This window comes from Aurantibacillus circumpalustris (genome assembly GCF_029625215.1).
Lineage (GTDB): Bacteria > Bacteroidota > Bacteroidia > B-17B0 > Aurantibacillaceae > Aurantibacillus > Aurantibacillus circumpalustris.
In genome coordinates this window covers 72,001-98,258 of record NZ_CP121197.1, presented here as the reverse complement: position 1 = coordinate 98,258, position 26,258 = coordinate 72,001, and the positions used below count along the sequence as shown (strand labels likewise).

The window sequence follows — 26,258 nt, the reverse complement described above, 5'->3', positions numbered from 1 at the left end:
GTAAAACTGCCTTTTAGGAATCCCCTACCCCTTATAGTAGAAGGACATTACTCGTTTGTTTTGGGTAAAACTTCTTTATTGTTTATTTAATTACGTTTCATTTAAGTATTTACAACAATGATGCCAAAGATTGTTAAGTGTGAATTAAGTTTGAGGGAGCGGAGTAGTTTAATCCGCGAAAATTGAAACTCTTAAAGGAGTTTTGTGAATCAATAATAAGAATCAATCAAAAAAAGCAAAGAAGCAATCGCTGCCCCACTTAATTCTAATTCACGTTTGTTTACTTTATCAAAGGTATCGGCTGCTGTGTGATGAATGTCAAAATAGCGTTGTGTATCTGGTTCAAAGCCAATGCAGGGTACACCCAGTTTTTCAAGGGCGATTAAATCCGCTCCGCCACCTTCAGGTTCAAAGCGATCAACTAAATAAGGATGAAATAAAGATTCCCATTTTACTGCAAGATTATACAAACCATTTGTCGTGTCGATTAAAAAACCTCTTGGTGTATAACCGCCGGCATCGGCTTCAAGCGCGGCCAAATGTTTTTCGTTTTTTTCTTTAGCGAATTTAGCATAAGCAGTACCTCCAGCTAAACCGTTTTCTTCGTTCATAAAAGCAACGGCTCTTATGTTGTGTTTTGGTTTAATGCCCAATTGTTTAAATGCCGATAAAATTTCAATGCATTGCACAACTCCAGTACCATCATCGTGCGCGCCTTGTCCATTATCCCAACTATCTAAATGACCGCCAGCAATAATAAATTCATTTGATTTTTGAGTTCCGTTAATTTGTCCCACAACATTAAAAGAAGGTTCGTCGGGTAATGTTTGACAATGTGTTTCTAAATACAATAAAAGTTTCGGATCCTTTAAAAGAGTTTCATGAAGTATTTCAGCGGCCTTGTAACTCAAAGCAACAGCAGGAATTTTTATTTTGGAAAGTGTTGTGTCGTAATACATGTTTCCCGTATGTGGTTCATCATCGGCTACAGAAGTCATGCTTCTTACAAGACAACCCAAAGCACCATATTTTGCGGCATAGCTGGCTCCTTTTGCACGGAATTTAACGGTTTCTCCATAAGCACTTCCGCTGCGAATTTTTCTTTGATCAAAAAACACATTGTAAAAAACAATTTTTCCTTTAATATTTTTTTCACCCAATTTTTCCAAATCTTCAAAGCTTTGGACTTCTATTACTTCTGCATTTATTCCCTTAGGGCCAGTGTCAACGGAACTTCCCAGAGCAGTACATTTTAAAGTGGTTTCTGATTTTAATTTCGGGGAATTAAATGAGCATTGTTCTTCTTGTCCGCGCACCCAATGGGGCACCATACAGGGTTGAAGAATAACGGTGTCAGCGCCTGCGGCGTACATGGCTTTTTTTGCCCATTGAACGGCTTGTTCTGCTTGCGGACTGCCACTTAAACGCCCACCAATTTTTGTTGTGAGGTATTCAAGGTTTGAATAACAAAGACTTTTGGTTAAGTAGTGATCGTAAATTTTCCTGAGGGTAAGTGAATCTTTGTTTTGCGAAGAGGCAGTGAAATACAAAACAAAAAACGTAATAATAAAAATAAAAGTTTTTTTCATCTGATAACGATTTGATCAACTAATTTATACCCGCAAAATTTATTAATGCTGTTTACTAATTCTTCTCGTCTAAAAGTCAATTCGTGCTTTAGAGCAGCTGAACTCAAAGTAATAAAAATAATTTTTTCATTAAAGAAAATTTCGGTGGTACTGTTTGCAATCATATCGCCAACAATATCTTTCCACCCATTTTTTACAGAAAACTGGGAAATTTTTACATCCAACTTTTCTTGTTTGAAGAGCTGATTAATGGCATCACCAAGTTTAATAAGATTGTTTTTTTTTGCCATTACTAAAATTATTAGGAGAAAAATTACTTTTTCATGTCGTCACTTGCCTTTATCACTTTTTCTTTTAATCCTTGTTTAAAGGCAATCATTTTATCAAGTATCTTTTTATCAGAACATCCAATTATTTGTGCAGCAAGAATTCCGGCGTTTTGTGCTGCGTTTACCGCAACGGTTGCAACAGGAACACCATTTGGCATTTGAACAATACTTAGTAAGCTGTCCCAACCGTCAATGCTATTACTGCTTTTTACCGGCACACCAATTACAGGAAGTGGTGTAAGAGATGCTACCATTCCTGGAAGATGCGCTGCGCCACCAGCCCCAGCGATAATCACTTGCAAGCCTCTACCGTGTGCATTCTTAGCATAATCAAACATTTTTTCTGGAGTGCGGTGGGCTGAAACTATATCAATTTCAAAAGCAATATCAAATTGTTTTAGAATATCGACCGCTGCCTGCATGACTGGCAGATCACTGTTGCTGCCCATAATAATTCCAACTTTTGTATTGCTCATAATTAGTTTTTTTAAATGGGTGTTTTTCCGACAGCAATCAGAATGAAGAAACGCCCTTATTTTTATTAAATGTGTATTGCTCTTTTTCCTGTTGCGTCTAAACAAGCCTCTTTCATACTTTCGGTAAAAGTAGGATGTGCATGACTCATTCTGGACACGTCTTCCGCGCTTGCTCTGAATTCCATTGCAACAACTGCTTCGGCAATCATGTCAGCCGTACGCGGACCAATCATGTGAACTCCCAGAATTTCATCTGTAGCTTCGTCGGTTAAAACTTTTACAAAACCATCAGTATCCATACTGGCTCTTGCCCTTCCGCTTGCTTTAAATGGAAAGGAACCAACTTTGTATTTTTTACCTTGTTCTTTTAATTGTTCTTCAGTATAACCAACTGCCGCAACTTCCGGCCAAGTATAAACAACACCCGGAATTAAGTTGTAATTGATATGCGGTTTTTGTCCTGCGATTTGTTCAGCTACAAAAGTTCCTTCTTCTTCTGCTTTGTGCGCTAACATGGCGCCCTTTACAACATCTCCAATCGCATAAATGCCATCAATATTTGTTTTTAAATGATCGTCGGTTTCAATTCTACCACGGTTATCCACCTTTACCCCAGCTTTTTCTAATCCCAAATTATCCGTATAAGGTTTTCTTCCAACCGAAACAAGACAATAATCTCCTTTTATTTCTATTTTCTCATCTTTAGCATTTAGCATACTAACGGTTACCTCTTTAGCGCTTGCTTTCACACCAGTAACTTTATGTTTCAATAAAAACTCAAAACCTAAATTCTTTTTCAATACACGTTGTAATTCTTTGCTCAATGCACCGTCCATTCCAGGAATGATACGGTCCATAAATTCTACTACTGTAACTTTGCTTCCCAAACGTCCGTAAACACTTCCTAACTCCAAACCAATAACGCCACCACCAATAATAATGAGATTTTTCGGAACTTCTGTCATTTCTAATGCCTCAGTAGAAGTAATCACTCTTTTTTTATCAATTTCAATACCTGGTAAACTAGAAGGTTTTGAACCCGTTGCGATAATAGTTTTTCCAGTTTCGATTTGTTCTTTGCTACCGTCTGCTTTTAAAATCTCGATGGTGTTTTTTGAAATAAACGAACCATGCCCAGTGTAAACGGTAATTTTATTTTTCTTCATCAAAAAATTGATGCCATCAACAGTCATTTTCACAACGCCACGTTTGCGCTCTATCATTTGTTTTAAATTCACTTTTGGAGCTTTTACGTCAATACCATGCTCTTCAAAATGGTGAACAGCATTATAAAAATGCTCGCTTGAATCAAGTAAAGCTTTTGAAGGAATACAACCTACATTCAAACAAGTACCTCCAAGAGAAGCATATTTCTCAACCAAAGCAGTTTTCATGCCTAACTGCGCACAACGAATTGCTGCCACATATCCACCAGGACCTGCACCAATAATTGTTACATCAAATTTTTCCATATATAAAATTGTCTATTATATTTAATAAAATAAGGGTGAATTTACAGTTTTTTTCTCTAATGCTGATTAACAAACTTTCACTGAATCAGAAGGTTCTTTAAGTTAGATTTCCCTTAAAAAACACTAATTAGAAATGTAAGCCGTTTAATAATTTTAACTTTGTACCAAATCTAAATTTGATACTATGAAAAAACTTGTTTCCCTTGTAGCAGTTGTTATTGCTGTGTTTTTTGCCTCGTGTGCCCCTGTATATAAATGTAGCGAAACTGTTCCTGAAAAAAAGTTGATAGCTGGCAAGAGGCTGAAAGCGGTTGTGGTAGAGCGAAACGAGCTTTGTTCAAATTTATCTTCCAAGGAAGCTGAGAATTCCAAACTTAAAAGTAAAGTAGATAGCTTAGGAAGTGAAAACGGTCAATTGACAGCTACAAAGGCGTCTTTATTAAATGAACGAGATGTGCTACAAAAAAATAATACAGCACTACAGGGCAAGTATGATAATTTGATTAATGAAAGTCTATCTAAGGCGAATCAGTACGATAAGGCTTTAAAAGCAAAGTCTGAAGAATTGAATGCTAAAGAAAAATTACTTTCTGAAAGAGAGAAATCTCTAAGAGATCTGCAATCTAAAATTGCAAGACAAGATTCCATTACAAAACGTTTGAATGACATTATACGCAAGGCTTTGCTTGGATTTAATTCTGACGAACTTTCTGTAGAAATTAAAAATGGTAAAGTATATGTTTCTTTGTCTGATAAACTGTTGTTCAAATCGGGTAGTGCGTCTATCGAAAGTAAAGGAAAAGACGCTTTGAAATTGTTGGCTGATGTTTTAGATAAAAATACTGACATTGATATTTTAGTAGAAGGTCACACCGATAACATTCCAATTAAAACGGCTGTTTACAAAGATAATTGGGATTTAAGTGTTGTAAGAGCAACATCTATTGTAAGAATTTTGACCGAAGATTATAAAATTCCAGCTTCACGTTTAACCGCTTCAGGTAAAGGCGAATTTTTCCCTAAAGCAAGTAACGAAACAAGCGAAGGACGTGCGAAAAATAGAAGAACAGAAATTATTTTATCTCCAAAATTGGATGAAATAATGAAATTGTTGAACGGGAAATAGGTTGTTGTCTTCTAACGCAAGAGACCTCCAAAATTAAAGGAGGCTTTTTTTATGTCTTTGTTTTGCGCCACGAATTACACTAATTTTCACAAAGCAATAATTCGTGTTTTTTGTGAAATTCGTGGCATTAATTTCTAGGGATACTACGCTGTTTTCCTGCGAGATAGGCTTGCAAAAAGCTCCAAGCAATAAACAACAAACTACAAATTACCGAGAAATAAGAAATCAAATCTCCAAATCTTGAGAAAAAAGTAAGATCATTATTTGGATACATTTTTTTCTCAATAACCGCTTCTTCCCACCAATTAGTAGTTTCAGAGATTGTTCCAAATTCACTTATAAAACAGCTTATACCCGTATTAGCACAGCGGGCAATCTGTCTGCGGTTTTCAATAGCGCGCATCCGTGCGTAATTTAAATGTTGAATGTATCCAGGTGTATCCTGCCACCAACCATCATTTGTAATTATGAAAATAAAATTAGCACCGTTACGAATATACTCTGCTACGTAATCTGCATACACACTTTCATAACAGACAACAGGAGCAATACTTGTTCCCATTGAGTCGTTTGTAAAAACATCACGTGTATCTTGTGTCCCCAAACTTCCCATAGTTCCGCCCATATTAATAGCCAGACTTTCTAATGGTTTCAAAAGAGCAGGGAAGGGCATGCGTTCTACACCAGGCACAAGCTTTGATTTATGATAAACTTGTACGCGGCTATTATCAATGTAAATAGCACTATTAAAATAATCATAATACCTTTCGCTACTCAATTCTTTTCTGGCTGTGGCGGTGGCTTTCTCTTTGTTTTCGTAAAGCACATAAGTGTTTCCACCGGTAATTATTTTTAGATGTGGAAATTTTTTTAATAAACTGTCCCTAAACCATTGAATAGATTGATCTGTTTTAACTTTCGCTTCGTCAATATCATCTGTAATAAAGGTTTCTGGTAGCACCAAAAAATTAGTTTCCTCTGTCACCCTTCCTTTAATTAATCGAAGCATTTGTAAAAACTGTGATTGATAATCTAGAGTAAACTTTGTGTTGTAGGGATCAATATTCGGTTGCACAACCACTACCTGTTGGGCATTTGATTTACTGTTATTCGCTTGTTTAATCGTGTAGATGAACAGAATTATAAATGAAAAAAGAATTGGGATAATAATTATTCCAGCAATTTTAAAAACGGGCTTCGAAACTAATTTTAAAGACGCGTTGTTTTTTAAAGTCTGGAAAATTAAAATATTAGTCGCTAAAGCCCATAAAGTACCTCCTGATGTGCCAGTAAATTCGTACCACTGAATCCAGTTGGTATTAAAGGCAAATGCGTTCCCAATAGTAAGCCAGGTCCAGGTGAGATCCCAGATAGTATGACCATGTTCCCAGGCAATCCAAATCGGTACAAGCAACCAAATGGCCCAGTGTTTATTGATGCGTTTTTTTGTTGCCGAAAAAATTAAAAACACAAATGCCATTAAAAGAGAGTTTGCTAAAAAGGCCAGGCTGGCACCTTCTAGTGAGGCATAAACAACCCACCAGGTTACCAAAATGTTCCAGGTAAAAAAGGTAAGGTAGGAGTAGGCGAATAATTTTAACCGCGATTTAGGAGCATGAGAGAGTTTATCCTCAATAAATAACAAAGGAACAAAAGCAAAAAAGATGCAAATACTCAAATGCCAATACCAGGAAGCTGAGAGTAAAAGCGCAGATAATAAACTTAAGAGGAGGAGGGTAAATTTACCTTTCATGTGTCTAAATTATTATTTTTAAAGGTTATATAGTATAGCCAGTTTAGTCATTTGTGTTTATGTTTCGGAAAACATGGCTATTTCATAGGTTTCGAAGATACCATAATTGCTTTTTTTAACGAAAAGTATTTACAAGATGTTTAAATCTTCACAATTTATTTGATATTTATTTACCGAATTGGCTCCTTTAGCAGTATATTTGCAAATTGCCTTTTTTACATGGAAGAAACCCTAGAAACCGCTGAGTCACGCAAATTATATCCTTACCAGGAGCAAGCCGTTAATCGCATTTTTAATCGTTTGGGGGAGTTACCGCCGAATGCAAATTTGTTATTTCAATTGCCAACGGGTGGAGGGAAAACCATAATTTTTAGTGAGATTGCAAAGCGTTATATAGCGCAGCACAAAAGAAAAGTATTAATTCTTACCCATCGTATTGAATTGGGAAAACAAACTTCAGACGTTCTTACCGAAGCAGGTATTTCTAATAAAGTCATTACGAGTGATGTAAAACAACTTCCGCAACAAAGTCATTACAATTCCTTTATTGCCCTTGTAGAAACGTTGAATAACCGTTTGCAAGAAAATGATCAGTTTCTTGAAGATATTGGTTTGGTTATTGTTGACGAGGCGCATAACAATTCTTTCAGAAAAATTTTCCATTATTTTAATGATGTAAATATATTAGGTGTTACTGCAACGCCTTTAAGCAGTAATAAAAAATTACCCTTATATCAAACCTATACAGAGCTTATAGTTGGAGAAAGTATTTCTAACCTTATTGAACAAGGGTACTTATGCGAGGGACAAACATTTTCATACGATGTTAATTTAAGTTCCTTACGTGTGGGTAACAATGGTGAGTTTACCGTTGGTTCTCATGAAATGCTCTATACACAAGCTATCATGCAGGGTAAACTGGTTGAGGCTTACGAAGAACTTTCTAAAGGAAAAAAGACTTTAATATTTAACGCCGGTATTTTAACTAGTAGGGCAGTTTACGAAACATTTAAAGCAAAAGGATATCCGATTAAACATTTAGATAGTACTTTCAGCGATAAAGAACGTGTTGATACGCTCGATTGGTTCAGAAAAACAAAAGATGGCATACTAACTTCGGTAAGTATTTTAACTACAGGTTTTGACGAGCCGGAAGTAGAAACGATTTTCTTAAATCGTGCTACGAAATCTCTTACACTTTATCATCAAATGATTGGTCGTGGTAGCAGGGTTTTACCGACTAAAAAAACATTTAATATTATTGATTTAGGAAACAATTCTCGCCGTTTTAATTTATGGCAGTATCCTATTGACTGGAATCACGTGTTTGCTGCGCCTCACATGTATCTTGAGCAACGTTACAAAGATGAGTGGGATTATGAATTAGTTAATGATTACGATTTACCTCCCGAAATTAAAGAGCGTTTTCTTAACTCCAGTGCCGAAGCCTTTATTGTGCGCGACCGTTATATGATGGCCTTGCGTAAAGGTAAAAAGCCACAAACCGTTGTGGAAGAAAGTATGGAAGATCATTTTGGTAGAATCAAAGATAATGCTTCCGATTTTGAAGAAGCCATGGAGTTATTTAATTTATTGGGTGAAGAAATGAAATACCGAATGAAACAGTTTGGTAAATGCATCAATTCAACAAACAATCACACCGATTGGCAAAGTCAAACCTATGCAAGTAAGTTGCGCCGACGCTTAATGACGTATTACGCGGAATAAATGAATGTAAAGTCGGTTTATAAGCTTAGCGGATACCTTTCTATAGTAGTAGGAATCATTGCTGTTTTGTGTATTTATAGAATTCAATACATGTACTACGGGGTAGCTCTTTCTATCTTAGGATTTATTTTCGCGAGCATTAATATTTTTTTAAACGAAAAGCATTATTTTGAACAGGAAAAATATCCGAAGGGATATATTGGTATGTTCTTAAGTTCGCTTCCAGTAATTTTTTTAATGCTGATTATTTTTAAATTCAAAAAGTAGAGGCCTTAAGGCCCCTATGATAATTAGTGATTAGCAATCCAATCAATATCTTTCTTTAATAAGCCTAAAGTTTTTTCTTCTTCGGAATTTTTATCTGGAGTGAAATCATATTCCCAGCCGGCGAGTTTCGGGAGACTCATTAAAATGGATTCCACTCTTCCATTTGTTTCTAAACCAAATTTGGTGCCTTTATCGTAAACAAGATTAAATTCCACGTATCGTCCTCTTCGAAGAAGTTGCCACTCTTTGTTTTTATCAGTATACGTTTTATTTTTATTTTTTTCTATTAGTGTTGTGTAGGTTGGAGTAAAAGCTTCACCGACTTCTTTCCAGAAATTAAAGTTTTTTTCAAAACTCATAGAATCCTCTTCATTTAAACGGTCAAAAAAGATACCGCCAACGCCCCTTGTTTCCTTGCGATGTGAGATGTAAAAATAATCGTCTGCCCACTTTTTAAATTTATTGTAATAGTCCTTGTGGTGTTTATCACATACGTTTTTTAATTGTGTGTGAAAATAATTTGCATCTTCTTGAACAATGTAATGTGGCGTTAAGTCGATCCCACCACCAAGCCAACGAATGCCGCCACTCATTTCAAAGTAACGAATGTTCATGTGAATGATCGGAACCATTGGGTTTTTAGGATGAATCACAATAGAAACGCCGGTCGCAAAAAAAACTGGTTTAGTGTTTTCGTTTGTTGGTTCAGAAATAGAATGTTCTTTTTCTTTAAACAAAAAATCAGGAGCTATACCTTCAACAGCACTGAATAAAACGCCGCCTTTCTCAATAACATTTCCATCTTTAATAATACGCGTTCTTCCGCCGCCGCCTTCTTCGCGGGTCCAGTTTTCTTCTTCAAAAAGTGATTTACCGTCAGCTTTCTCGAGGGAAAAACAAATAGAGTCTTGTAAATTTTTTAACCAGTTTGAGATCTCAATTCTATTTATTTCCATCCTGTTTTTTGAATGTGGTAGTTAGAATATTTAAAAATATAAACACCGCGGTTATCGAAACCTGTTGTATAGTCTGGTCTCGCATATTTGAAACGCATATAATTCGTTTCAAAAGGGAGAGTTTCTAAACGGTAAATAAAGTCAGGGCCGATTTTTTTTAAGTTTGTCAGGTAATAATAAGCAATATCAAATCCAATATAAAAATATTCCCCAGGTGCGGTTTGTTGTTGTTCCTTATATCTTGCCGTAGCTGTATTGTAAGCTTCTGTATTGGTAAGATTAAATTGGTTAGGAAAAGTAAAATGCAGTTGATTTAAATACTCTTGGTCAATATTGTCAGATTCCGTAAGATTCTGCCAACCGCACAAGGTTACATCTTTTTTATCACCAAACATTGAAAACTGAGTAGTGAAATCCGTCAGAAAGACTTGATTGGAACTAAGTGTCACCACAATGTTTTTTGCATTCGGTTTAAATGCTGCTTTTAAACCCTCCATTCCGTTGGCAAGCGTTATAGTATCCTGAATTCCTTTTCCTAAAGCCTTTTGCTTTTCGTTGTAATATTTTTTAAAAGCGGTTACAAAAGAGAGTTCTCGTTTGTCTTTGTCCGACAACAGCATTAAAATAATTTTAGCATTACCGTTTACAAGAGAATCAATGCAATAATCAGCTAAACTCTCCATTAAGGTAAACTGAGAAGGGTTTGTTTTAGAAATGTAAATATTATTATACAGTATTTTATTTTGCTGCGTAATTGGTGATACGATTGGAATATTAAGCTCTTTCGCTTTTTGAGAAATATCTTTAAATCCGCTTGCATACAAAGGACCAAAAATAAAATCTAAATCCTTAAAACCAGGATCATTTACAATCAAATCAAGTTTAATAGAGTCTTTGTCATCACTTTCATAAAGTGTTAGGTCCACCTCGAAGTCATTGCTAATTAAAGAATCCATCGCACATTTAAAGCCGAGATAAAAATCAACTGCTAAGCCTGGAACCATTGGGAAACTACCACCAGATTTAACCAGTTCATTCATATCAAGCGCTAAGGTCGCTTCTGTTCTGAATGGTAAAATTAAAGCGACTTTATATTTTGTTTTTTTTGCCTTAAGAGCTGGTTTGAAAAGACTGGAATCAACCACACTAAAATTATTTACAACAGCCTCTGGAGTGACAATGGTTTGCTTATTTTCTTTAGGTCCTGATTTCTTTCTGATTCTTTCACCAACAATAATTAATTGACCTTCTTTTAAAGCAGGAGTTATACCGGGATTAAAAGCCGCAAGTTCTTTCTCTGTAATTTTGTAGTGACGCGTAATGCTATAAACGGTTTCACTTTTAGCGATTTTATGCACCACGTATTTGTTCGTATCTATGACTATGGTTGGAATACCTGGACTGACTGTAGGCGTGATAACAACTGGAGCAGAAACACCAAAAGGAATTTTAATTTCTTGATCTACCTTAGCGCCCTGTGTTTTTAATTCTGGATTTAATTTATAAATCTCGTCTAAACTAACAGTGTATGTTTTTGAAATGGAATAAAGGCTTTGACTTTTTTGAATTTTATGAATGTAATATTTCTTGCCGTCAATTGTTTGTATGTTCGAAGATTTTGTTTGTCCGAAAAAGACAACTGAAATAATACAAAAAATGCACGCAAGGAAATATTTATTCAAATTGTTTTTAATCATTCAATTAATCTTTACAACAAAATTTAATAAGAACAGTTTATCTGTTGTTTGTTATTCCCACTCAATGGTAGCAGGAGGCTTAGAGCTAATATCATATACAACCCTGTTAACGCCTTTAACTTTGTTTATTATTTCATTACTGATTTTAGCGAGAAACTCATAGGGTAAATGACACCAGTCTGCAGTCATACCGTCGGTACTACTTACAGCTCTTAAGGCAACAACGCTTTCGTAAGTCCTTTCGTCGCCCATTACGCCAACACTTTGAATTGGTAAGAAAATAGCACCTGCTTGCCAAACTTCTTTGTATAAGTTGTGCGATTTTAATCCTTCAATAAAAATATAATCCACTTCCTGAATTACTCTAATTTTTTCGGGAGTAATTTCTCCAAGAATTCTGATTGCTAAACCCGGACCAGGAAAAGGATGACGGTTTAAAATATTTTCATCTAAACCCAACTCTTTACCCACACGACGCACTTCGTCTTTAAATAAGCTGCGGAGAGGCTCCACAATTTTTAATTTCATGTAGTCAGGCAAGCCACCTACGTTGTGATGCGATTTAATAGTAGCAGAAGGGCCTTTTACGCTCACACTTTCAATAACGTCTGGATAAATGGTTCCTTGTGCTAGCCATTGAGCATTGGTAACAAGTTTAGATTCTTCATCAAACACATCAATAAAAACTTTTCCAATGGCTTTACGTTTTTTTTCTGGATCAGAAACACCGTTCAGCTCAGCGTAAAATTTATCTTTGGCGTTAACACCTTTCACATTAAGCCCCATGTGTTTGTAGGACTCCAGAACTGTTTCGAATTCGTTCTTACGTAACAAACCATTGTCAACAAAAATGCAATGTAAATTTTTTCCAATCGCTTTGTGAAGAATCATGGCCGCAACACTGCTATCAACTCCACCACTTAGACCAAGAATAACTTTTTCATCACCCAATTGTGTCTTAAGATCAGAAATAGTTGTCTCAATAAAGGATGCAGGCGTCCAATCTCCCTTACACTTACAAATTCCGTAAACAAAGTTTTTAAGAATTTTAGCGCCTTCTTTGGTGTGGTATACTTCCGGGTGGAACTGTATGCAAGATGTTTCTTCCCCTTCAATATCATAGGCTGCAATTTTTACATCGTGTGTACTGGCCGTAACTTTATAATTAGAAGGAATTTTAAGGATAGTGTCGGCGTGGCTCATCCAAACAACGGAATCATCTGCCACATCATTAAATAGCTTACTGTTTTTGTCTTTTATTTCAAGGTGGGCGCGGCCGTATTCCCGTGAATTAGATTTTCCAACTTCACCGCCAAAAAAATGAGCAAGGTATTGGGCACCAAAACAAACCCCTAATAAAGGAAGTTTTCCTTTAATTTCAGAAAGATTGGGTTGCGGAGGGTTTTCTTCACGCACGCTATGAGGGCTGCCCGAGAGAATCACTCCCTTAATATCGGGTGTAATTTTTGGGACTTTCGTGTAAGGATGAATTTCGCAATAGACGTTTAATTCGCGCAAACGGCGGGCAATTAACTGAGTAAATTGAGAACCAAAATCTAAAATGAGAATCTGTTCTTGCATAGAAGACAAAAATACAACTTAATTTTCGGCCAAAAAGTCTATTTCACTAGAGCTTAAACATTTTTAAGAAAAATGAACACTTTTTTTGTAGATGCTAAAATAATTGTATATTTGCACTCTCAAATTTTATTTTGAGAAGTTCGGGGTGTAGCGTAGCCCGGTATCGCGCCACGTTTGGGACGTGGAGGCCGTCAGTTCGAATCTGGCCACCCCGACAAAAAGACAAGCCTTTCACGAAGTGAAAGGCTTTTTTGATTTTAGGGCTTTTAATTGCGGCGAATACCTCATTTTATCGCAAACGCCACCTCTATATTTTCCCATAAAAGTGAAACGCCACTAGCTGTTACTTTATAAATTAATCGTTCATTCATAGAAGAAGATTTGCCTGCATTCACAGTAACACGAATGAGATCGTCTTTTTCTTTATACTCGTAAGCACCCCATTGTTGGGCTGTTTTATTAAAAATAATAATCCAGTCTTTTTCACCAGGAATTGCAAAAAAACCATAGGTACCCGCTGGTAAATCTTTGCCTTCTACTTTAATGTTTTGGTTTGTTGTAAAGGTGGTTGCTTCGTTAGCACCTGCTCTCCAAACTTTTCCGTATGGGACTAGGTCACCCCATATTTTTCTTCCCTTTACAGAAGGACTTCCATAATTTATTGAAATGAGTGCTTTACTAATTTTACCGCTGGCACTGTCGCGTGGACTAGCGATTTTCTTTTGACCTAACGAAGTCAATGAAATAAATAAAGCTAATGTGAAAATTGCTGCGGTTTTTAGTGAATAGCTTTTCATAGAAGTAAAATTAAAATGAGTTATACTTTGTAAACACAAGTTACTTATTTTTGTTTAGCTGGTTTGCGGAATGATGTTAAGAGTATTAAAAACTAGGTGTGATTTTCGAAACAAAAAAAACGCGAAACACCCAAAAAAACAGTAAAACAAAAAAAGCCTTCCGTTTCCGAAAGGCTTTTCATTAGTTTATTTTTTGACTACCAGATACGCGCGCGTTCTTCTGGCTTAATATACATTTTGTCTGTTGGCTGTATGTTAAATGCTGCATAGAAGGGTTCGAAATTTGCTGATGGACCATTTACACGAAACATTTCCGGAGAGTGTGGATCGGTGTTGATACGGGTTCTTAAAATTTCTTCTCTATTCACTAAACGCCAAACTTGAGCATAGCCCAAAAAGAAACGTTGATCAGGTGTAAAACCATCGATTTTCTCACCTTCTTTTCCTTGTTTGGTCATTTTAAATGCATCGTAAGCTATGGCTAAACCACCAATGTCCGCAAGGTTTTCGCCTAATGTTAATTCTCCATTTACATGTTGGTTATCAAGAACGGTGTAATTGTTATATTGATTTACAACGCCACTGGTTTTGCTTTTGAATTTTACACTGTCTTCACTTGTCCACCAGTTTTTCATATTTCCTAAATCGTCGTACTGACTACCTTGATCATCAAAACCGTGCGTCATTTCATGTCCTATTACCATTCCGATAGCGCCATAATTAACGGCATCGTCGGCATTAGCATTAAAGAAAGGGAATTGTAAAATTCCTGCAGGGAAAACGATTTCGTTGTTGCTTGGATTGTAGTATGCATTCACCGTTGGCGGACTCATTCCCCATTCCATACGATCTACAGGCTTTCCAATTTTATCCATATCTTCTTTGTGGTTGTGCATGCGAACACTTCTCACGTTTGCAAAAAAGTTATTTCTATCAATGGTAACGTCATCGTAATTTTTCCATTTTTCAGGGTAACCAATTTTTTTAAGAAAGGTGTGAAGTTTAGTTGTTGCTTTTTCTTTGGTTACAGTACTCATCCAATCCAGATTTTTAATTCTGTTTTCGAAAGCTTTTTGGAGATTGTTTACCAATTCATCCATACGTTGCTTAGCCGTTTCGTTAAAGTATTTTTTAACATAGATCTGACCTAACATTTCACCAAGACCGCGATCAACACGATTGGTCATTTTTTTCCAACGGTCGCTATCTTTTTTCTGACCATTAAATATTTTCCCGAATTGAAAATCTGCATCAGTAAAATCTTTGCTTAATAAAGCAGCGTTACTAGTTATGTAATCAAACTTTAGTTTTGTTTTCCAAATATCGATGGGTTGACTTACTAATAATTTACTTAAACCTTCGTAATAACCAGGCTGACCAACATTCACTGTATCAATATGAATATTTAGTTTAGTAAGGAAATTTTTCCAATTAATATTTGGAGAAAGTTTTTCAAGTGCAGCAACACTCATTTTATTGTAGTTTGCTTGAGGGTCACGCATTTCAACTCTACTGCGTTGTGTTTTTGCAATTTCAGTTTCTAGAGCAAGTATGTTTTTACCGTATTTGTTTGCGGTAACAGCATCTGTTCCTGTTAATACGAACATTTTTTCCGCATAGTTTACTAAGGCCATACGTGAGGCTTCGCTTGCGCTGTCTTTACGTGTATAGTAAGCTTTTTCAGGAAGTGTGGTGCCTGTTTGATAAAGAATAGCGATATTTTGAGAACTATTTTTTTCATCCGCGCCAACATATAAGGCAATTAAAAAGCCCTCGCCTTCTGCCTGCATATCATACTCAAAGTTCATTAAATCTTTGTAGTCTTTTATAGCATCAATTTTAGCTAATCCTTCTTTTAAGGGCTCAGCACCTAGTTTTTCAATAGCAATCGTATCCATGCCACTTGCATAATAATCACCAAGTTTTTGTTCCACTGATCCTTTTTCACTTTTGCTTTGGGCAGCGTCTTCTAAAAGACCTTTTAGTTTCTTTAAGTTATCTTGATATAAGGTATAAAAACTTCCCCATCCGCTTTGATCGTCTGGTATAACAGCTGTTTTCATCCATTCGCCATTGGCGTACAAGAAAAAATTGTCTCCTGGTTTAATAGTAGTATCCATTCCTGCAGTATCGAAATAATGTTCTGCAGGTTTTTCGGCATGTTCATTTTTACAAGAGCTTGCTCCAATAATAAAAAGAGTGCTTAGGCTAATTAGGTGAATTTTCATATTTGTTTATTGTGATAAATTGAAGTGTAAAAGTGTAAAAAAATAACGAAGATCAGAAATTAAATACATGAATGGTATCCACCCCGAGGTCCCCCATTTGGGGGTATTTGAGTGAGATGACGCAGATTTTGAGCTTTTTCGGTATTAAACAATTTTAGTAAAAATCACCTTTAAAGGGTTACTTCCTTAAACCGTCTTTTTTTGTCTTCAATTTTCTGATGAACGAAATCAGGCCAGGTAGAAGAATCTTCCGCTTCGTAAATTCTTAATTTTTGATTTTCTTGTGGCTTTAAAATTTCGTCTTGACTCATCTGAAGAATTTTAGAAGCTGCTTCTACACCTGAATAGGCCGCTCCGCCAACGCCATGTGAAATGGTACTGGCTCCGCATAAAAATAAATTTTCAATTTCAGATTTTGTATTAAAAGAAAAAGGACCTACTTGCATCAGATTTTTTTCCGTGCCGTAAACGTTTCCTTTTGTTGATTGTATGTAATATTTATTGGTGCTAGGCGTACCAAGTTCGGCGTGAACAAGGTGTTTTTTTGCTCCGGGAATTATTTTCTCAACCGTATTCAGAAATTTTTGCTTGATAATTTCTTTTTGAGCGGTATATGCATCAGAGTGGTAGTCTGTTCCCTTTTCAAACTTATCAAAACTCTCGTTATCAATAAATGTAACTACTTCTAAAGTATGATAACGGCCATTAAAACTTACGGGATCTTTCAGTGTAGGGCAACTAATAAATACTCCAGGGAATTCTTCTCCTGCACCAATGTCCGTGCCTTTTAACTCATTGTATATTTTCTCTAAATCGTCAGTTTTGAGATACCAGATATTTCCGGAGTCTAATCCAGCAGATTTAAGATCCATATCTAGTGTAAGAAAAAGAATAAGGGAGGTAACGGAATATTTTGTTTTGTTTAATTTCTTAATAAGGTTGTTACTTATATTTTCTTTGCCAACTAGGTTAAAAAAAGTCGCCGTAGGATCTGTATTGGAAACAATATTTTTCGCAAAAATTTTCTGACCATCTTTTAATTCAACCCCAATCGCCTTTTTATTTTCTAGAAGAATTTTCTTTACAGATTGTTTTACCCGGACTTCACCACCGTTTTTCTTTAAAGCATTGGTCATAGCTTTCACAATACCAGCCCCACCACCCATGGGATAAAAGGCACCAGAAAAATAATGAAACATCACCACACAATGTACAGGGAAACTCGCTTTTGATGGTGGAAGCCCATGATCGCCGCATTGCACATTTAAAATGCTTTTAAGAAGTGGATCCTTAATATGCCAATCAATGACACGTTTTAGACTGAATAAACCATACTTGCCCATATCCTTCGTTCTAAAAGGAATGGTAAGGTGATCCATAAATCCTTTCATTTTTGGAATGAGCTGGACCTGCTGACTTACTTTTTCAACAGTAGATAAATATTTTTTTAAACCTTTTTTTTCAGCTGGAAATCGTTTAGCAAGACTTTCATAGAGTGCATCAATCCCTGCAGGCATATCAATTTTCTGATTTCCAACAAGACAGTGCTCATAAGCTTTCGGATTCATTCTGAAAAAAACAAGTTCATTCGCAATTCCTAAAGCCTTATATAAATTGCTGGTAGATTGACCTTCGTCTAGAAGTCCGATATAGTGTACACCGGGACTAAAACGCTGACCATTTAAATGAAAACTATGACACCAGCCTCCTGGAACATAATGTTGTTCAAGTACAAGTACTTTTTGGCCAGCCTTTGCAAGGCAAATAGCAGCTGTTAAACCGCCGGCACCCGAGCCGATAATGATGGTGTCAAATTCACTGTTTTCCAAAGGCTGTTTGTTTGAAATTACTGCAAGTTAACTAAAAAAGCCAAACCTACAGACTAACAAACAGGCAAGGAGGAAGATTGTTTACGAAATTTCGATTCTAACTTGCGTTTAAGGAATATACTTTTTGAATAAAGAGCTTGCAGTATGTCCGCCAAAGCCAAATGAATTATTGAGAGCATAAGTGATTTCTTTATCAATAGATTTTCCTGTGACAATATTTATAAGTTCTTCAACTTCTTCATCTCTATTTTGAAGATTTATTGTTGCTGGAATAATACTATTTTTGAGAGCTAACACGCAAATTATACTTTCTACGGCACCGGCGGCACCGAGAAGATGGCCAGTCATAGATTTTGTAGCACTGATGGCGACTAAATTATTTCCAAAAACTTTTTGAATGCCTTTTAACTCGCTTATGTCTCCAAGCCCTGTTGAGGTAGCATGCGCGTTAATGTAATCTATTTTAGATGCGTCGATACCAGCATCTTTTAGTGCTTTTTCTATTCCTAACGAAGCGCCAATGCCATCAGGAGCAGTTCCGGTAAGGTGATAAGCGTCGGCGGCCATTCCTCCACCAACAATTTCAGCATATATTTTCGCGCCTCTTTTTTTTGCGTGTTCTAGTTCTTCTAAAATAAGAGCACCAGCACCTTCACCAATAACAAAACCATCACGGTCTTTGTCGAAAGGACGGGATGCTTTTTCTGGTTCATCGTTTCTTTTTGATAAGGCCTGTGCTGCACCAAATCCGCCTACAGAAGCTTCAGTAATGGCGGCTTCAGAACCACCGGCAACCATGATGTTTGCTTTTCCTAAACGAATAGTGTCAAAGGCGGAAATGACTGCGGTATTCGAAGATGCGCATGCAGAAACTGTGCAGTAATTCGGACCATGTAGCTTATTTCGAATGGAGATAACACCGGCAGCAATATCCACAATCATTTTTGCAATGAAAAATGGATTAAAACGAGGTGTTCCATCACCTGCATTAAATTCTTTTAATTGTTCTTCAAAGGTTGCTATACCTCCATTTCCACTCGCCCAAATAACACCAACCTCTGCTCGTTCTTTCAAACCCATCTTTTCGAAATCTAAACCAGAATCTTTAATGGCTTGCTCTGAGGCTGCTATAGCGTACTGTGTAAAAAGATCGTACTTACGCATTTCTTTTTTGTCGCCATAATCATCGGCATTAAAACTTTTTACCTCACATGCAAAACGTGTCTTAAATTTTGCAGCGTCAAATTTGGTAATAGGACCAACGCCGTTTTTACCGGCAATAATGTTTTTCCAAAACTCATCAACGGTGTTGCCTAGTGGTGTGATTGCACCAAGGCCCGTAATCACTACTCTTTTCATGCTGTTAATTTATTTTTCAAAACTTGTTTTTAAAAGGTTGGAATAACCTCGTGCAATTAAACGATTTTTTTCCTCATTCCAAACTTCACATTGAACGTTTACAATTTGTTTACCTTTTTTTATCACAATAGTTTCGGCAAAAATCACATCACCAATTTTGGCTGGTGAAAAATAATCTATGACATTATTTAAAGTGGTGTAGAAAAAAGGTTCATTATAAGAAAATAAAGTTGCACCAACCACATCATCAATAATAGCGGCGGTTACTCCTCCATGAAGTCCTTTGAGCGGATTAGTCATGTCGGCTCTAATAAGATAACGAAACGACACACGACCTGTTTCGGCATACATTACAATTGGGTTTAACCATTTTGTAAAAGGAGATGGACTCTCAACAAATTCCTTTCCAATAAAACTTTGTAATATTTCTAATGCATTATGAGATTTCATTTTATATCTTTTTTTCGTTAAATAAATTATCTACTATTTTTTGAACTCTTGGTCCGATTATAAGTATAGCGGGAATGACTACAAGATAAGCCGTAGCCCAGGATTTTATCCAGATTTTTAAAAATTTTTCATTTATACCAACATTGATGGAAATGAGTGTAAAAGAGATAATACCGGTAGTAATTATTCCCATTATCATTGCAAAAGCGATTTTATGTTTCATGGTTCTAGATTATCAATTTATTATATCGATTCAATTATCATAGCAGAGGCACCGCCACCACCATTGCATATCGCCGCCGTTCCTAATTTTTTATTCTCTTGTTTTAAGGCGGAAATTAAAGTGGCAATAATTCTTGCACCAGATGCCCCAATAGGATGACCGATGGCTACGGCACCACCGTAGATATTGACCTTGTTTAAATCTAATCCAAGAATTTGTTGATTAGAAAGAACAACAGAGGCATAGGCTTCGTTAATTTCAAAAAGATCAATATCATTCAGTTTAAGATTGGCTTGTTCAAGTGCTTTAGGTATGGCTATGGCAGGAGAGGTAGGAAATTTTTCTGGTGCTTGGGCTGCATCTGCATAAGCAATAATTTTTGCAATGGGTTTTAAATTGTATTTTTCTACCGCTTCTTTCGAGGCTAATATTAATGCGGCAGAGCCATCATTTAAATTGCTGGAGTTGGCGGCAGTTAGATTTCCATTTTTTTCAAAGACCGGTTTCAGTTTTGAAACCTTTTCAAGAATTATTTTATCAATATCTTCATCTTTATCAATAATAAGAGTCCCGTTTTTTTGTTTAACCAGAATAGGTATTATTTCGTTTTTAAATTTTCCTTCTTTAGTCGCTTGTTGCGCTTTTTGGTAAGATTGTATGGCGTAGTTATCAAGTGCTTCGCGACTAAGTTTGTATTCTGTAACTCCCAATTCAGCCGCGCTGCCCATGTGAAAATTATTATACACATCCCAAAGACCGTCTTTAATCATACCGTCAACTAAATTTAAATCACCAGCTTTCGTTCCTCGGCGCACATTTACATAATGGGGCGTGTTGCTCATACTTTCCATGCCGCCAGTAACAACAATATTTTCCAAACCTAATTGAATTTGTTGTGTACCAATGGCCGTAGCTTTCATTCCAGATGAGCATACTTTATTAATAGTGGTGGCATCTGTTTTATTAGGAATACCTGCAAAAATAGCTGCTTGCCTTGCTGGTGATTGGCCCAGGTTAGCACTCAAAACATTTCCCATGTAAACGGAGTCAATGTTTTTTGGGTCTATTCCTGCGCTTTCATAGGCGTCCTTTATAGCTATGGCCCCTAATTGCGTGGCTGATAAATGCGAAAGACTTCCTAAAAGTCCTCCAACGGCTGTTCGCTTTGCGGAAATAATGTATACTTCTTTCATGTTTTATATTATACCGATTGGTATATTTTAGGTTAAAAAAATTATTTTTTCATTTCTGATTCTACAATGAGTTTTATTCTGTCTAATGCCATAATTAAATGTTTGGGATTGTTCATTATTTTTCCCAGCATAATACCTCCTTCGAGTAGCGTAATGAACATATAAGCATAATCAGAAGACACAATATTTTTCTTAATCTCCCCATTTTGTTTGCCGGTTTCGATTATACCCGTTATGTTTTCGGCCCAACGTTTAACACTGTGTTGTACTTTCCCTTTTAAAAATTTGAGATTATCATCTGCCTCAACGGATGCGTTTTGTAAAGGACAACCGCCTTTTTCAAAAACCTGTTTCCAATTGCAACGGTAATAATCAGTAATACCGATTAATTTACCGGGTGCTGTTTTTTGCGTTACAACGTATTCTGAAATACGTTTGTGTACGCCTTTAATATTGTATTCAAAAACAGCTGTAGCTACTTCATCTTTATTTTCAAAATTACCGTAAATAGAACCTTTTGTTAGTCCTGTCGCATGTATCAAGTCGTTTAGCGATGTGCCCGCATACCCTTTCTTATTAAAAATAGGTGCTGCTTTTTCTATAATAAACTCGCGTGTTTTTTCGGCTTTTGACATGAGTAATTCAAATTCTGAAACAAATGTAGGTAAAATATACCAATCGGTATATTATTTTGATAAAATTGGCTTTTGTTTAATTTCTGATGGGTAGCTCTACACTTTTACTTCTTTCCACTTTCCTTTTTTGAAATAATACCAAGCTACAAATGCAATGAGCGTTTCTGCAGCAGGTACTGCTATAAAAGCACCGGTAGACCGAAGGTCTAGGCCTTTTGCGAGAAAGTAGGCTAAGGGAATTTGAATCAACCAAAAACAAACAAAATTAATGAGCGTTGGGGTTTTTGTATCGCCTGCACCATTTAAAGCCTGTGTCATTACCATAGAGATTCCGTAGAAAATGTAACCGAATCCGATAATTTGTAAAGCTCTTGCACCGTAAGCAATAACTGCTTCGTCCTGACTAAACAAACGAATAATAGGATTCGAGCAGAAAATGAAAAGAATCATTACTAAGCCCATAAAAATAACATTGTACTTTGTAGTAATCATAACACTTTCTTCGGCACGTTCAAGTTGTTTTGCCCCTAAGTTCTGTCCCACGAGTGTTGCTGCCGCATTACTTAATCCCCAAGCCGGTAAAATAAAAAACACCACATTACGAATAGCAATTTGATAGCCAGCAGAGGCTGTTGTTCCGTCGGTTTCCGCAACAAGTCTTGCCAAAACTATCCAGCTACCGCTCGCAATTATAAATTGCAAGGTCGCAGGCCAAGCAACCGTAATTACCGATTTTATTAAAGTCATTTCGATTTTAAAATGACGAGCGTAAAATTTAAGAATCCCACTTCCCATAAATAAATGATAACACTGGTAAGCAACTCCCGAACTTCTTCCAATTACTGTAGCTATTGCAGCTCCTTTTAACCCAAAAAAATGAATTGAGATCGGACATAAAATTATGTTCACAAAACTAGCAATCCATAAACTCTTCATAGCCATGGCAGCATTCCCCGCACCACGGAAGATTCCATTTATTAAAAACAAAAGAATAATAGCAAGACTTCCACCAAACATAATTTGTGTAAACGAAGTTCCTTCTTCTATGACTTCATTGCTCGCACCCATAAGGCGAAGAATATCAGAGGCGAATACCATTCCTAGAATACTTAAAAAAATGGTTATTATTAGGGCTATGATAAGCGATTGTGCGCCGGCATGAGCACCTGCTTCCGGATTTTTTTCACCAATACGGCGTGCAACAATTGCTGTTGCACCAGTACTTAATCCTATAGCTACTGAATACACAAGGGTTATTACAGACTCCGTTAACCCAACAGTTGCAATAGCATTTTCACCAAGTTTGCCAACAAAAAACATATCTACAATGGCAAATACACTTTCAAGGCTCAATTCCAAAATCATTGGAATAGCTAAAAGAAATACAGCGCGCCGGATACTTCCTTGTGTATAGTCTTGTTCCTCACCATTAAGTGATTGTTTAATCACATTAAAATATCTTGTAAAATTACTGAGGTTTTTTTCTTGATTCATAAATTTTTGGATAATAATCTTAGGTTATGTTGTCACTTGTGCCTTTTCTTTTAAACGTTTGTGATAATATAAGTAAGAGCCAAAAGCAAGAGTAAAAGAAATGGCCATAAAGATTAAACCGTCGGTAGGCATACCAGCCGCTATTTGAGAGTAGGTGGCTCCCGCAAGATCAAATATAAGTCCTGCATAAGCCCATTCTTTTATACGGGGATAACCTGGAATAAGAATTGCAATCACACCAAGTATTTTAGCTAGACTAATAAAAAAAACAAAGTAAGCAGGGTATCCAAGGTCTGACATAAATTTGGTTGCTTCGGGATCATTGCCAAAGCCTCCAATAGATGAAAAAATCATTAATACTGAAAACAAGCTGGTGAAAATCCAATAGATAATGTTTGTTTTTTTCATGGTGTTTATTTTTTGATTATTAAATATCGTATAAAAAATAATTAGTTCCCGCTTTTTTTTAAGCTATTCTTCCAAAATGGTAAATGTTTTGCCGACCCTTCAAGAATAATTTTTTTGCAAAATCTATCATACACCTTCTAGTTCTTTAGCAATCGTCATTCAGAATTTCAACTTCATAACCCCGATCACACAAAAATTTTATAATAACCTTGGTTTCGATAATGCTGTTTTTTGTCTCTACCCTTAATACACAATCACAATCTTCTAAATCAAAATTACAGGAGTAGGTTTTAAAACGACAATGAATTAATTCCAAAAGTTTTTGTGCTTCTTCAAAATGAATCACGTTTGTTTTAAAAACCTCCACCATGTTATGTGTTATTTACTTTTAGGCACCTAGTGGATATTTAAAGTTTAAATAACCAGTTGATTCCATATTTATCTGTTAGCGCACCAATGGTGCCATCAAAAAATCTATGTAAGGGATGTGTTATATTTCCTTGTTCGGAAAGATTTTTAAAAAAGTGATTTATTTCATCTTCATTTGAACAAGCTAAAGCAAGAGAAATGGCATTGCCCATTATTAATTTTTCTGAACCCATGTCAGATGACAATAGGCTAATTTGTTTATTAATTAGTGAAGCGTGTAAAATATTTTTTTGAACATCTTTTGGCCACTGATCCGACATGGGAGACTCCTCAACGGATTGAAGAGTTAGTTTTCCTCCTAAACATTTTTGATAAAACAACATCGCCTCGCGACAATTGCCGTTGAAAGTTAAATAAGCGTTTATTTGCGTCATCTTCTTTTTATATTACCTCACAAAACTATTTATACTATAGAGAAAACCGAAGTGCGAATGCGCCAATACAATGGGTTGATTGCGACAAAATTTTAGTCTATTTTTGAAACACTAAAACCTTATACATGTCTAGAATTAAAAACATTTCCATCTTATTACCAAAAGGAGCTGCAACGCTCACTTGCATAGAGGGTTCTTTTTTTATGTTTAATCGCGTAAACGAATTTCTTGTAAGTATGGGTAAACCGCCAATGTTTAATGTTAAGATGGTTGGCCTAACGACAGATCCTGTGTCCTATCAAGGCGTATTTTCGGTTATTCCAGATTTAAGCGTTCATGATTCGTATAAACACGATTTGATTATTATACCACCTGTAAATGGTGAATGGGAAAGTATAGTTGAAATGAATAAAGAGTTTTTTCCCTGGGTAAGTGCGCAATATAAATCCGGTAGTGAAATTGCCAGCCTTTGTGTCGGCGCATTTCTGCTGGCTTCAACAGGATTAATGAATGGCAAGAGTTGCGCTACACATTGGTTTGCTGCAAATGATTTTAGAAAAATGTTTCCGGAAATAAATTTGGTTTCGGAAAAAATAATCACTGATGAAAATGGAATTTACACAAGTGGTGGAGCAAACTCTTTTTGGAATTTGTTACTCTACATTGTCGAGAAATACGCAGGAAGAGAAATTATGCTTTTATGTGCCAAGATGTATGAAATAGAAATTGATCGTGGTAGCCAAGCGTCCTTTAGTATTTTCACAGGACAAAAAGATCATTTAGATGAACCAGTTAAAAAAGCCCAAGAGTTTATTGAAAATCATTTTCAGGATAGGCTGACTGTAGAACAGTTGGCAGATATGTTTGCATTAGGCAGAAGGAGTTTGGAACGTCGTTTTAAAAAAGCAACAAACAATACAGTAGTAGAATATATCCAAAGGGTGAAAATTGAAGCGGCCAAAAAAAGTTTTGAATCGAGTAGGAAAAATATTAATGAAGTCATGTATGAGGTGGGTTATAGTGATACCAAAGCATTTAGAACTATCTTCAAAAAAATTGCTGGTTTATCTCCAATTGAATATCGCAACAGATACAATAAAGAAATGCTTGCAGCTTAAAATAATAGACATAAAAAAAGGCTGTGAGATTCTCACAGCCTTTTTATTTTTGGAAAGGGAAATTATTTTCCTTTGTTTACAGTTCCAGCTAAATCAGCTCCAGCTTTGAACTTCACTACTTTTTTAGCAGCGATTTTAATTTCTTTTCCAGTTTGTGGATTACGTCCGATACGTGCAGCGCGTTTAGCAACTGAGAATGCACCGAAACCAACTAAACCAATACGATCACCTTTTTTTAAGGCTTTGTGAATTGCTTCAATTGTTGAATCTAAAGCACGACCAGCGTCTGCTTTTGTTAATTTTGATCCTGAAGCGATAGCTTCAATTAAATCTGCTTTGTTCATTTTTTTTTTAATTAAAGGGTTAAACAATTATTTACTTGGAACAAACATAATGATATAAACCACGTTTGTCAAGTGTTTTGGAATAAAAAATGCCTGATTCGTCGATTATTAGCAGTTTTTTAACAATTTGACTTACAAAATCACCCTATAATGGGACTTAAGGAAGACCAATCTTCTGTATATACTGCTATAAGTGACCTTTTGAAGGTAAAAGTTTGCCGTTTTTTTACACAGTATTAAGCTGTATAATAATATTAGTGTTTTGAGTAAGCAGTAAATTTAAGCACATCTTTATATACCACTCCTCAAATGCCTCTAAATCCTTTAACTGCGGGTGTTCACTAAGTGTTTTTTTTGATGGGATTCGTCTTATTAATAAGGAATGGTGATAAGTTAGTAAACA

General features: G+C 36.0%; 24 protein-coding genes and 1 tRNA gene. 5 read left to right on the top strand and 20 right to left on the bottom strand.

All coding sequences use genetic code 11. The features are described 5' to 3' along the window. Positions 1 to 209 precede the first annotated feature (209 nt). From P2086_RS00445 to lpdA, 4 genes are all read right to left on the bottom strand, one after another. A complete protein-coding gene (locus tag P2086_RS00445) occupies positions 210 to 1,589 on the bottom strand; it encodes a M20/M25/M40 family metallo-hydrolase (protein WP_317898449.1) in 1,380 nt (459 codons plus the stop codon). Then, positions 1,586 to 1,879, bottom strand: a complete 294-nt coding sequence (locus tag P2086_RS00440) for a DciA family protein (RefSeq protein WP_317898448.1) — start codon at positions 1,877 to 1,879, stop codon at positions 1,586 to 1,588. Before P2086_RS00440 ends, P2086_RS00445 begins: the two co-directional genes overlap by 4 nt. A gap of 23 nt (positions 1,880 to 1,902) precedes the next feature. Then, positions 1,903 to 2,394 carry a 5-(carboxyamino)imidazole ribonucleotide mutase gene (gene purE, locus P2086_RS00435; protein ID WP_317898447.1) on the bottom strand — a complete coding sequence of 164 codons (492 nt, stop codon included), beginning with the start codon at positions 2,392 to 2,394 and terminating at the stop codon, positions 1,903 to 1,905. 65 nt (positions 2,395 to 2,459) lie between these two features. Then, positions 2,460 to 3,866, bottom strand: a complete 1,407-nt coding sequence (lpdA, locus tag P2086_RS00430) for a dihydrolipoyl dehydrogenase (protein WP_317898446.1) — start codon at positions 3,864 to 3,866, stop codon at positions 2,460 to 2,462. Positions 3,867 to 4,050: 184 nt separating this feature from the next. Between lpdA and P2086_RS00425 the strand changes: the two genes are divergently transcribed. Then, positions 4,051 to 4,992 (top strand): OmpA family protein, encoded by a 942-nt coding sequence (locus tag P2086_RS00425; RefSeq protein ID WP_317898445.1) that lies wholly within the window; start codon positions 4,051 to 4,053, stop codon positions 4,990 to 4,992. 127 nt (positions 4,993 to 5,119) lie between these two features. Here P2086_RS00425 and lnt read toward each other — a convergent pair whose 3' ends face one another. Beyond that, complete coding sequence (gene lnt / locus P2086_RS00420; RefSeq protein WP_317898444.1) at positions 5,120 to 6,745, bottom strand: apolipoprotein N-acyltransferase; 1,626 nt, start codon at positions 6,743 to 6,745, stop codon at positions 5,120 to 5,122. A gap of 219 nt (positions 6,746 to 6,964) precedes the next feature. On the opposite strand from lnt, the gene P2086_RS00415 reads away from it, so the two are divergent. Then, positions 6,965 to 8,473: a DEAD/DEAH box helicase gene (locus tag P2086_RS00415; RefSeq protein WP_317898443.1), complete on the top strand. Its 1,509-nt coding sequence runs from the start codon at positions 6,965 to 6,967 to the stop codon at positions 8,471 to 8,473. Beyond that, a complete protein-coding gene (locus P2086_RS00410; protein WP_317898442.1) occupies positions 8,474 to 8,740 on the top strand; it encodes a hypothetical protein in 267 nt (88 codons plus the stop codon). It abuts the gene before it with no gap. 23 nt (positions 8,741 to 8,763) lie between these two features. Here P2086_RS00410 and hemF read toward each other — a convergent pair whose 3' ends face one another. The 3 genes from hemF to guaA are packed head-to-tail and all read right to left on the bottom strand — an operon-like array spanning position 8,764 to position 12,974. Beyond that, positions 8,764 to 9,696: an oxygen-dependent coproporphyrinogen oxidase gene (gene hemF, locus P2086_RS00405; RefSeq protein WP_317898441.1), complete on the bottom strand. Its 933-nt coding sequence runs from the start codon at positions 9,694 to 9,696 to the stop codon at positions 8,764 to 8,766. Next, the gene (locus P2086_RS00400) at positions 9,687 to 11,393 is read right to left on the bottom strand and encodes a PBP1 and LysM peptidoglycan-binding domain-containing protein (RefSeq protein WP_317898440.1); all 1,707 of its coding nucleotides are present in this window, start codon (positions 11,391 to 11,393) and stop codon (positions 9,687 to 9,689) included. Before P2086_RS00400 ends, hemF begins: the two co-directional genes overlap by 10 nt. A gap of 51 nt (positions 11,394 to 11,444) precedes the next feature. After that, on the bottom strand, positions 11,445 to 12,974 hold the full coding sequence (gene guaA, locus P2086_RS00395) for a glutamine-hydrolyzing GMP synthase (RefSeq protein ID WP_317898439.1): 1,530 nt from the start codon (positions 12,972 to 12,974) through the stop codon (positions 11,445 to 11,447). 141 nt (positions 12,975 to 13,115) lie between these two features. On the opposite strand from guaA, the gene P2086_RS00390 reads away from it, so the two are divergent. Further along, positions 13,116 to 13,189 (top strand) — tRNA-Pro (locus tag P2086_RS00390). Positions 13,190 to 13,258: 69 nt separating this feature from the next. On the opposite strand, the gene P2086_RS00385 is transcribed toward P2086_RS00390, so the two are convergent. The 11 genes from P2086_RS00385 to P2086_RS00335 all read right to left on the bottom strand — a co-directional run bounded on the left by P2086_RS00385 (position 13,259) and on the right by P2086_RS00335 (position 24,393). Next, complete coding sequence (locus P2086_RS00385; protein ID WP_317898438.1) at positions 13,259 to 13,771, bottom strand: DUF2911 domain-containing protein; 513 nt, start codon at positions 13,769 to 13,771, stop codon at positions 13,259 to 13,261. A 197-nt stretch (positions 13,772 to 13,968) separates the two neighbouring features. Further along, complete coding sequence (locus P2086_RS00380) at positions 13,969 to 15,999, bottom strand: M13 family metallopeptidase (protein ID WP_317898437.1); 2,031 nt, start codon at positions 15,997 to 15,999, stop codon at positions 13,969 to 13,971. 170 nt (positions 16,000 to 16,169) lie between these two features. After that, the gene (locus tag P2086_RS00375) at positions 16,170 to 17,828 is read right to left on the bottom strand and encodes a phytoene desaturase family protein (RefSeq protein ID WP_317898436.1); all 1,659 of its coding nucleotides are present in this window, start codon (positions 17,826 to 17,828) and stop codon (positions 16,170 to 16,172) included. A gap of 108 nt (positions 17,829 to 17,936) precedes the next feature. Continuing rightward, on the bottom strand, positions 17,937 to 19,187 hold the full coding sequence (gene fabF / locus P2086_RS00370) for a beta-ketoacyl-ACP synthase II (protein ID WP_317898435.1): 1,251 nt from the start codon (positions 19,185 to 19,187) through the stop codon (positions 17,937 to 17,939). 9 nt (positions 19,188 to 19,196) lie between these two features. Beyond that, entirely contained in the window at positions 19,197 to 19,637 is a 441-nt protein-coding gene (locus tag P2086_RS00365) for a PaaI family thioesterase (RefSeq protein WP_317898434.1), read from the bottom strand. 1 nt (position 19,638) lies between these two features. Continuing rightward, a complete protein-coding gene (locus P2086_RS00360) occupies positions 19,639 to 19,860 on the bottom strand; it encodes a DUF2798 domain-containing protein (protein ID WP_317898433.1) in 222 nt (73 codons plus the stop codon). Positions 19,861 to 19,880: 20 nt separating this feature from the next. Next, entirely contained in the window at positions 19,881 to 21,053 is a 1,173-nt protein-coding gene (locus P2086_RS00355; protein ID WP_317898432.1) for an acetyl-CoA C-acyltransferase, read from the bottom strand. Between the two features lie 41 nt (positions 21,054 to 21,094). Further along, a complete protein-coding gene (locus P2086_RS00350; protein WP_317898431.1) occupies positions 21,095 to 21,688 on the bottom strand; it encodes a TetR/AcrR family transcriptional regulator in 594 nt (197 codons plus the stop codon). A gap of 96 nt (positions 21,689 to 21,784) precedes the next feature. Next, positions 21,785 to 23,182: an MATE family efflux transporter gene (locus P2086_RS00345; protein ID WP_317898430.1), complete on the bottom strand. Its 1,398-nt coding sequence runs from the start codon at positions 23,180 to 23,182 to the stop codon at positions 21,785 to 21,787. Positions 23,183 to 23,206: 24 nt separating this feature from the next. After that, positions 23,207 to 23,590: a DoxX family protein gene (locus P2086_RS00340; protein WP_317898429.1), complete on the bottom strand. Its 384-nt coding sequence runs from the start codon at positions 23,588 to 23,590 to the stop codon at positions 23,207 to 23,209. 407 nt (positions 23,591 to 23,997) lie between these two features. Continuing rightward, positions 23,998 to 24,393 carry a VOC family protein gene (locus P2086_RS00335; protein WP_317898428.1) on the bottom strand — a complete coding sequence of 132 codons (396 nt, stop codon included), beginning with the start codon at positions 24,391 to 24,393 and terminating at the stop codon, positions 23,998 to 24,000. A gap of 125 nt (positions 24,394 to 24,518) precedes the next feature. Here P2086_RS00335 and P2086_RS00330 point away from each other — a divergent pair, with 125 nt between their 5' ends. After that, positions 24,519 to 25,511, top strand: a complete 993-nt coding sequence (locus tag P2086_RS00330) for a GlxA family transcriptional regulator (protein ID WP_317898427.1) — start codon at positions 24,519 to 24,521, stop codon at positions 25,509 to 25,511. A 62-nt stretch (positions 25,512 to 25,573) separates the two neighbouring features. Here the strand turns inward: P2086_RS00330 and P2086_RS00325 are convergent, their stop codons facing one another. Next, complete coding sequence (locus tag P2086_RS00325) at positions 25,574 to 25,855, bottom strand: HU family DNA-binding protein (protein ID WP_317898426.1); 282 nt, start codon at positions 25,853 to 25,855, stop codon at positions 25,574 to 25,576. Positions 25,856 to 26,258 lie beyond the last annotated feature (403 nt).

What these genes read in the sequence shown, in the direction of transcription:
- P2086_RS00440 (WP_317898448.1), bottom strand. Translation starts at nt 1,879, where the DNA reads ATGGCAAAAAAAAACAATCTTATTAAACTTGGTGATGCCATTAATCAG.
- P2086_RS00385 (WP_317898438.1), bottom strand. Translation starts at nt 13,771, where the DNA reads ATGAAAAGCTATTCACTAAAAACCGCAGCAATTTTCACATTAGCTTTA.
- P2086_RS00415 (WP_317898443.1), top strand. Translation starts at nt 6,965, where the DNA reads ATGGAAGAAACCCTAGAAACCGCTGAGTCACGCAAATTATATCCTTAC.
- P2086_RS00330 (WP_317898427.1), top strand. Translation starts at nt 24,519, where the DNA reads ATGTCTAGAATTAAAAACATTTCCATCTTATTACCAAAAGGAGCTGCA.
- purE (WP_317898447.1), bottom strand. Translation starts at nt 2,394, where the DNA reads ATGAGCAATACAAAAGTTGGAATTATTATGGGCAGCAACAGTGATCTG.
- P2086_RS00425 (WP_317898445.1), top strand. Translation starts at nt 4,051, where the DNA reads ATGAAAAAACTTGTTTCCCTTGTAGCAGTTGTTATTGCTGTGTTTTTT.
- P2086_RS00380 (WP_317898437.1), bottom strand. Translation starts at nt 15,999, where the DNA reads ATGAAAATTCACCTAATTAGCCTAAGCACTCTTTTTATTATTGGAGCA.
- P2086_RS00365 (WP_317898434.1), bottom strand. Translation starts at nt 19,637, where the DNA reads ATGAAATCTCATAATGCATTAGAAATATTACAAAGTTTTATTGGAAAG.
- P2086_RS00325 (WP_317898426.1), bottom strand. Translation starts at nt 25,855, where the DNA reads ATGAACAAAGCAGATTTAATTGAAGCTATCGCTTCAGGATCAAAATTA.
- P2086_RS00335 (WP_317898428.1), bottom strand. Translation starts at nt 24,393, where the DNA reads ATGACGCAAATAAACGCTTATTTAACTTTCAACGGCAATTGTCGCGAG.
- guaA (WP_317898439.1), bottom strand. Translation starts at nt 12,974, where the DNA reads ATGCAAGAACAGATTCTCATTTTAGATTTTGGTTCTCAATTTACTCAG.
- lnt (WP_317898444.1), bottom strand. Translation starts at nt 6,745, where the DNA reads ATGAAAGGTAAATTTACCCTCCTCCTCTTAAGTTTATTATCTGCGCTT.
- hemF (WP_317898441.1), bottom strand. Translation starts at nt 9,696, where the DNA reads ATGGAAATAAATAGAATTGAGATCTCAAACTGGTTAAAAAATTTACAA.
- P2086_RS00350 (WP_317898431.1), bottom strand. Translation starts at nt 21,688, where the DNA reads ATGTCAAAAGCCGAAAAAACACGCGAGTTTATTATAGAAAAAGCAGCA.
- P2086_RS00340 (WP_317898429.1), bottom strand. Translation starts at nt 23,590, where the DNA reads ATGAAAAAAACAAACATTATCTATTGGATTTTCACCAGCTTGTTTTCA.
- fabF (WP_317898435.1), bottom strand. Translation starts at nt 19,187, where the DNA reads ATGAAAAGAGTAGTGATTACGGGCCTTGGTGCAATCACACCACTAGGC.
- P2086_RS00400 (WP_317898440.1), bottom strand. Translation starts at nt 11,393, where the DNA reads ATGATTAAAAACAATTTGAATAAATATTTCCTTGCGTGCATTTTTTGT.
- P2086_RS00445 (WP_317898449.1), bottom strand. Translation starts at nt 1,589, where the DNA reads ATGAAAAAAACTTTTATTTTTATTATTACGTTTTTTGTTTTGTATTTC.
- P2086_RS00410 (WP_317898442.1), top strand. Translation starts at nt 8,474, where the DNA reads ATGAATGTAAAGTCGGTTTATAAGCTTAGCGGATACCTTTCTATAGTA.
- P2086_RS00360 (WP_317898433.1), bottom strand. Translation starts at nt 19,860, where the DNA reads ATGAAACATAAAATCGCTTTTGCAATGATAATGGGAATAATTACTACC.
- lpdA (WP_317898446.1), bottom strand. Translation starts at nt 3,866, where the DNA reads ATGGAAAAATTTGATGTAACAATTATTGGTGCAGGTCCTGGTGGATAT.
- P2086_RS00355 (WP_317898432.1), bottom strand. Translation starts at nt 21,053, where the DNA reads ATGAAAGAAGTATACATTATTTCCGCAAAGCGAACAGCCGTTGGAGGA.
- P2086_RS00345 (WP_317898430.1), bottom strand. Translation starts at nt 23,182, where the DNA reads ATGAATCAAGAAAAAAACCTCAGTAATTTTACAAGATATTTTAATGTG.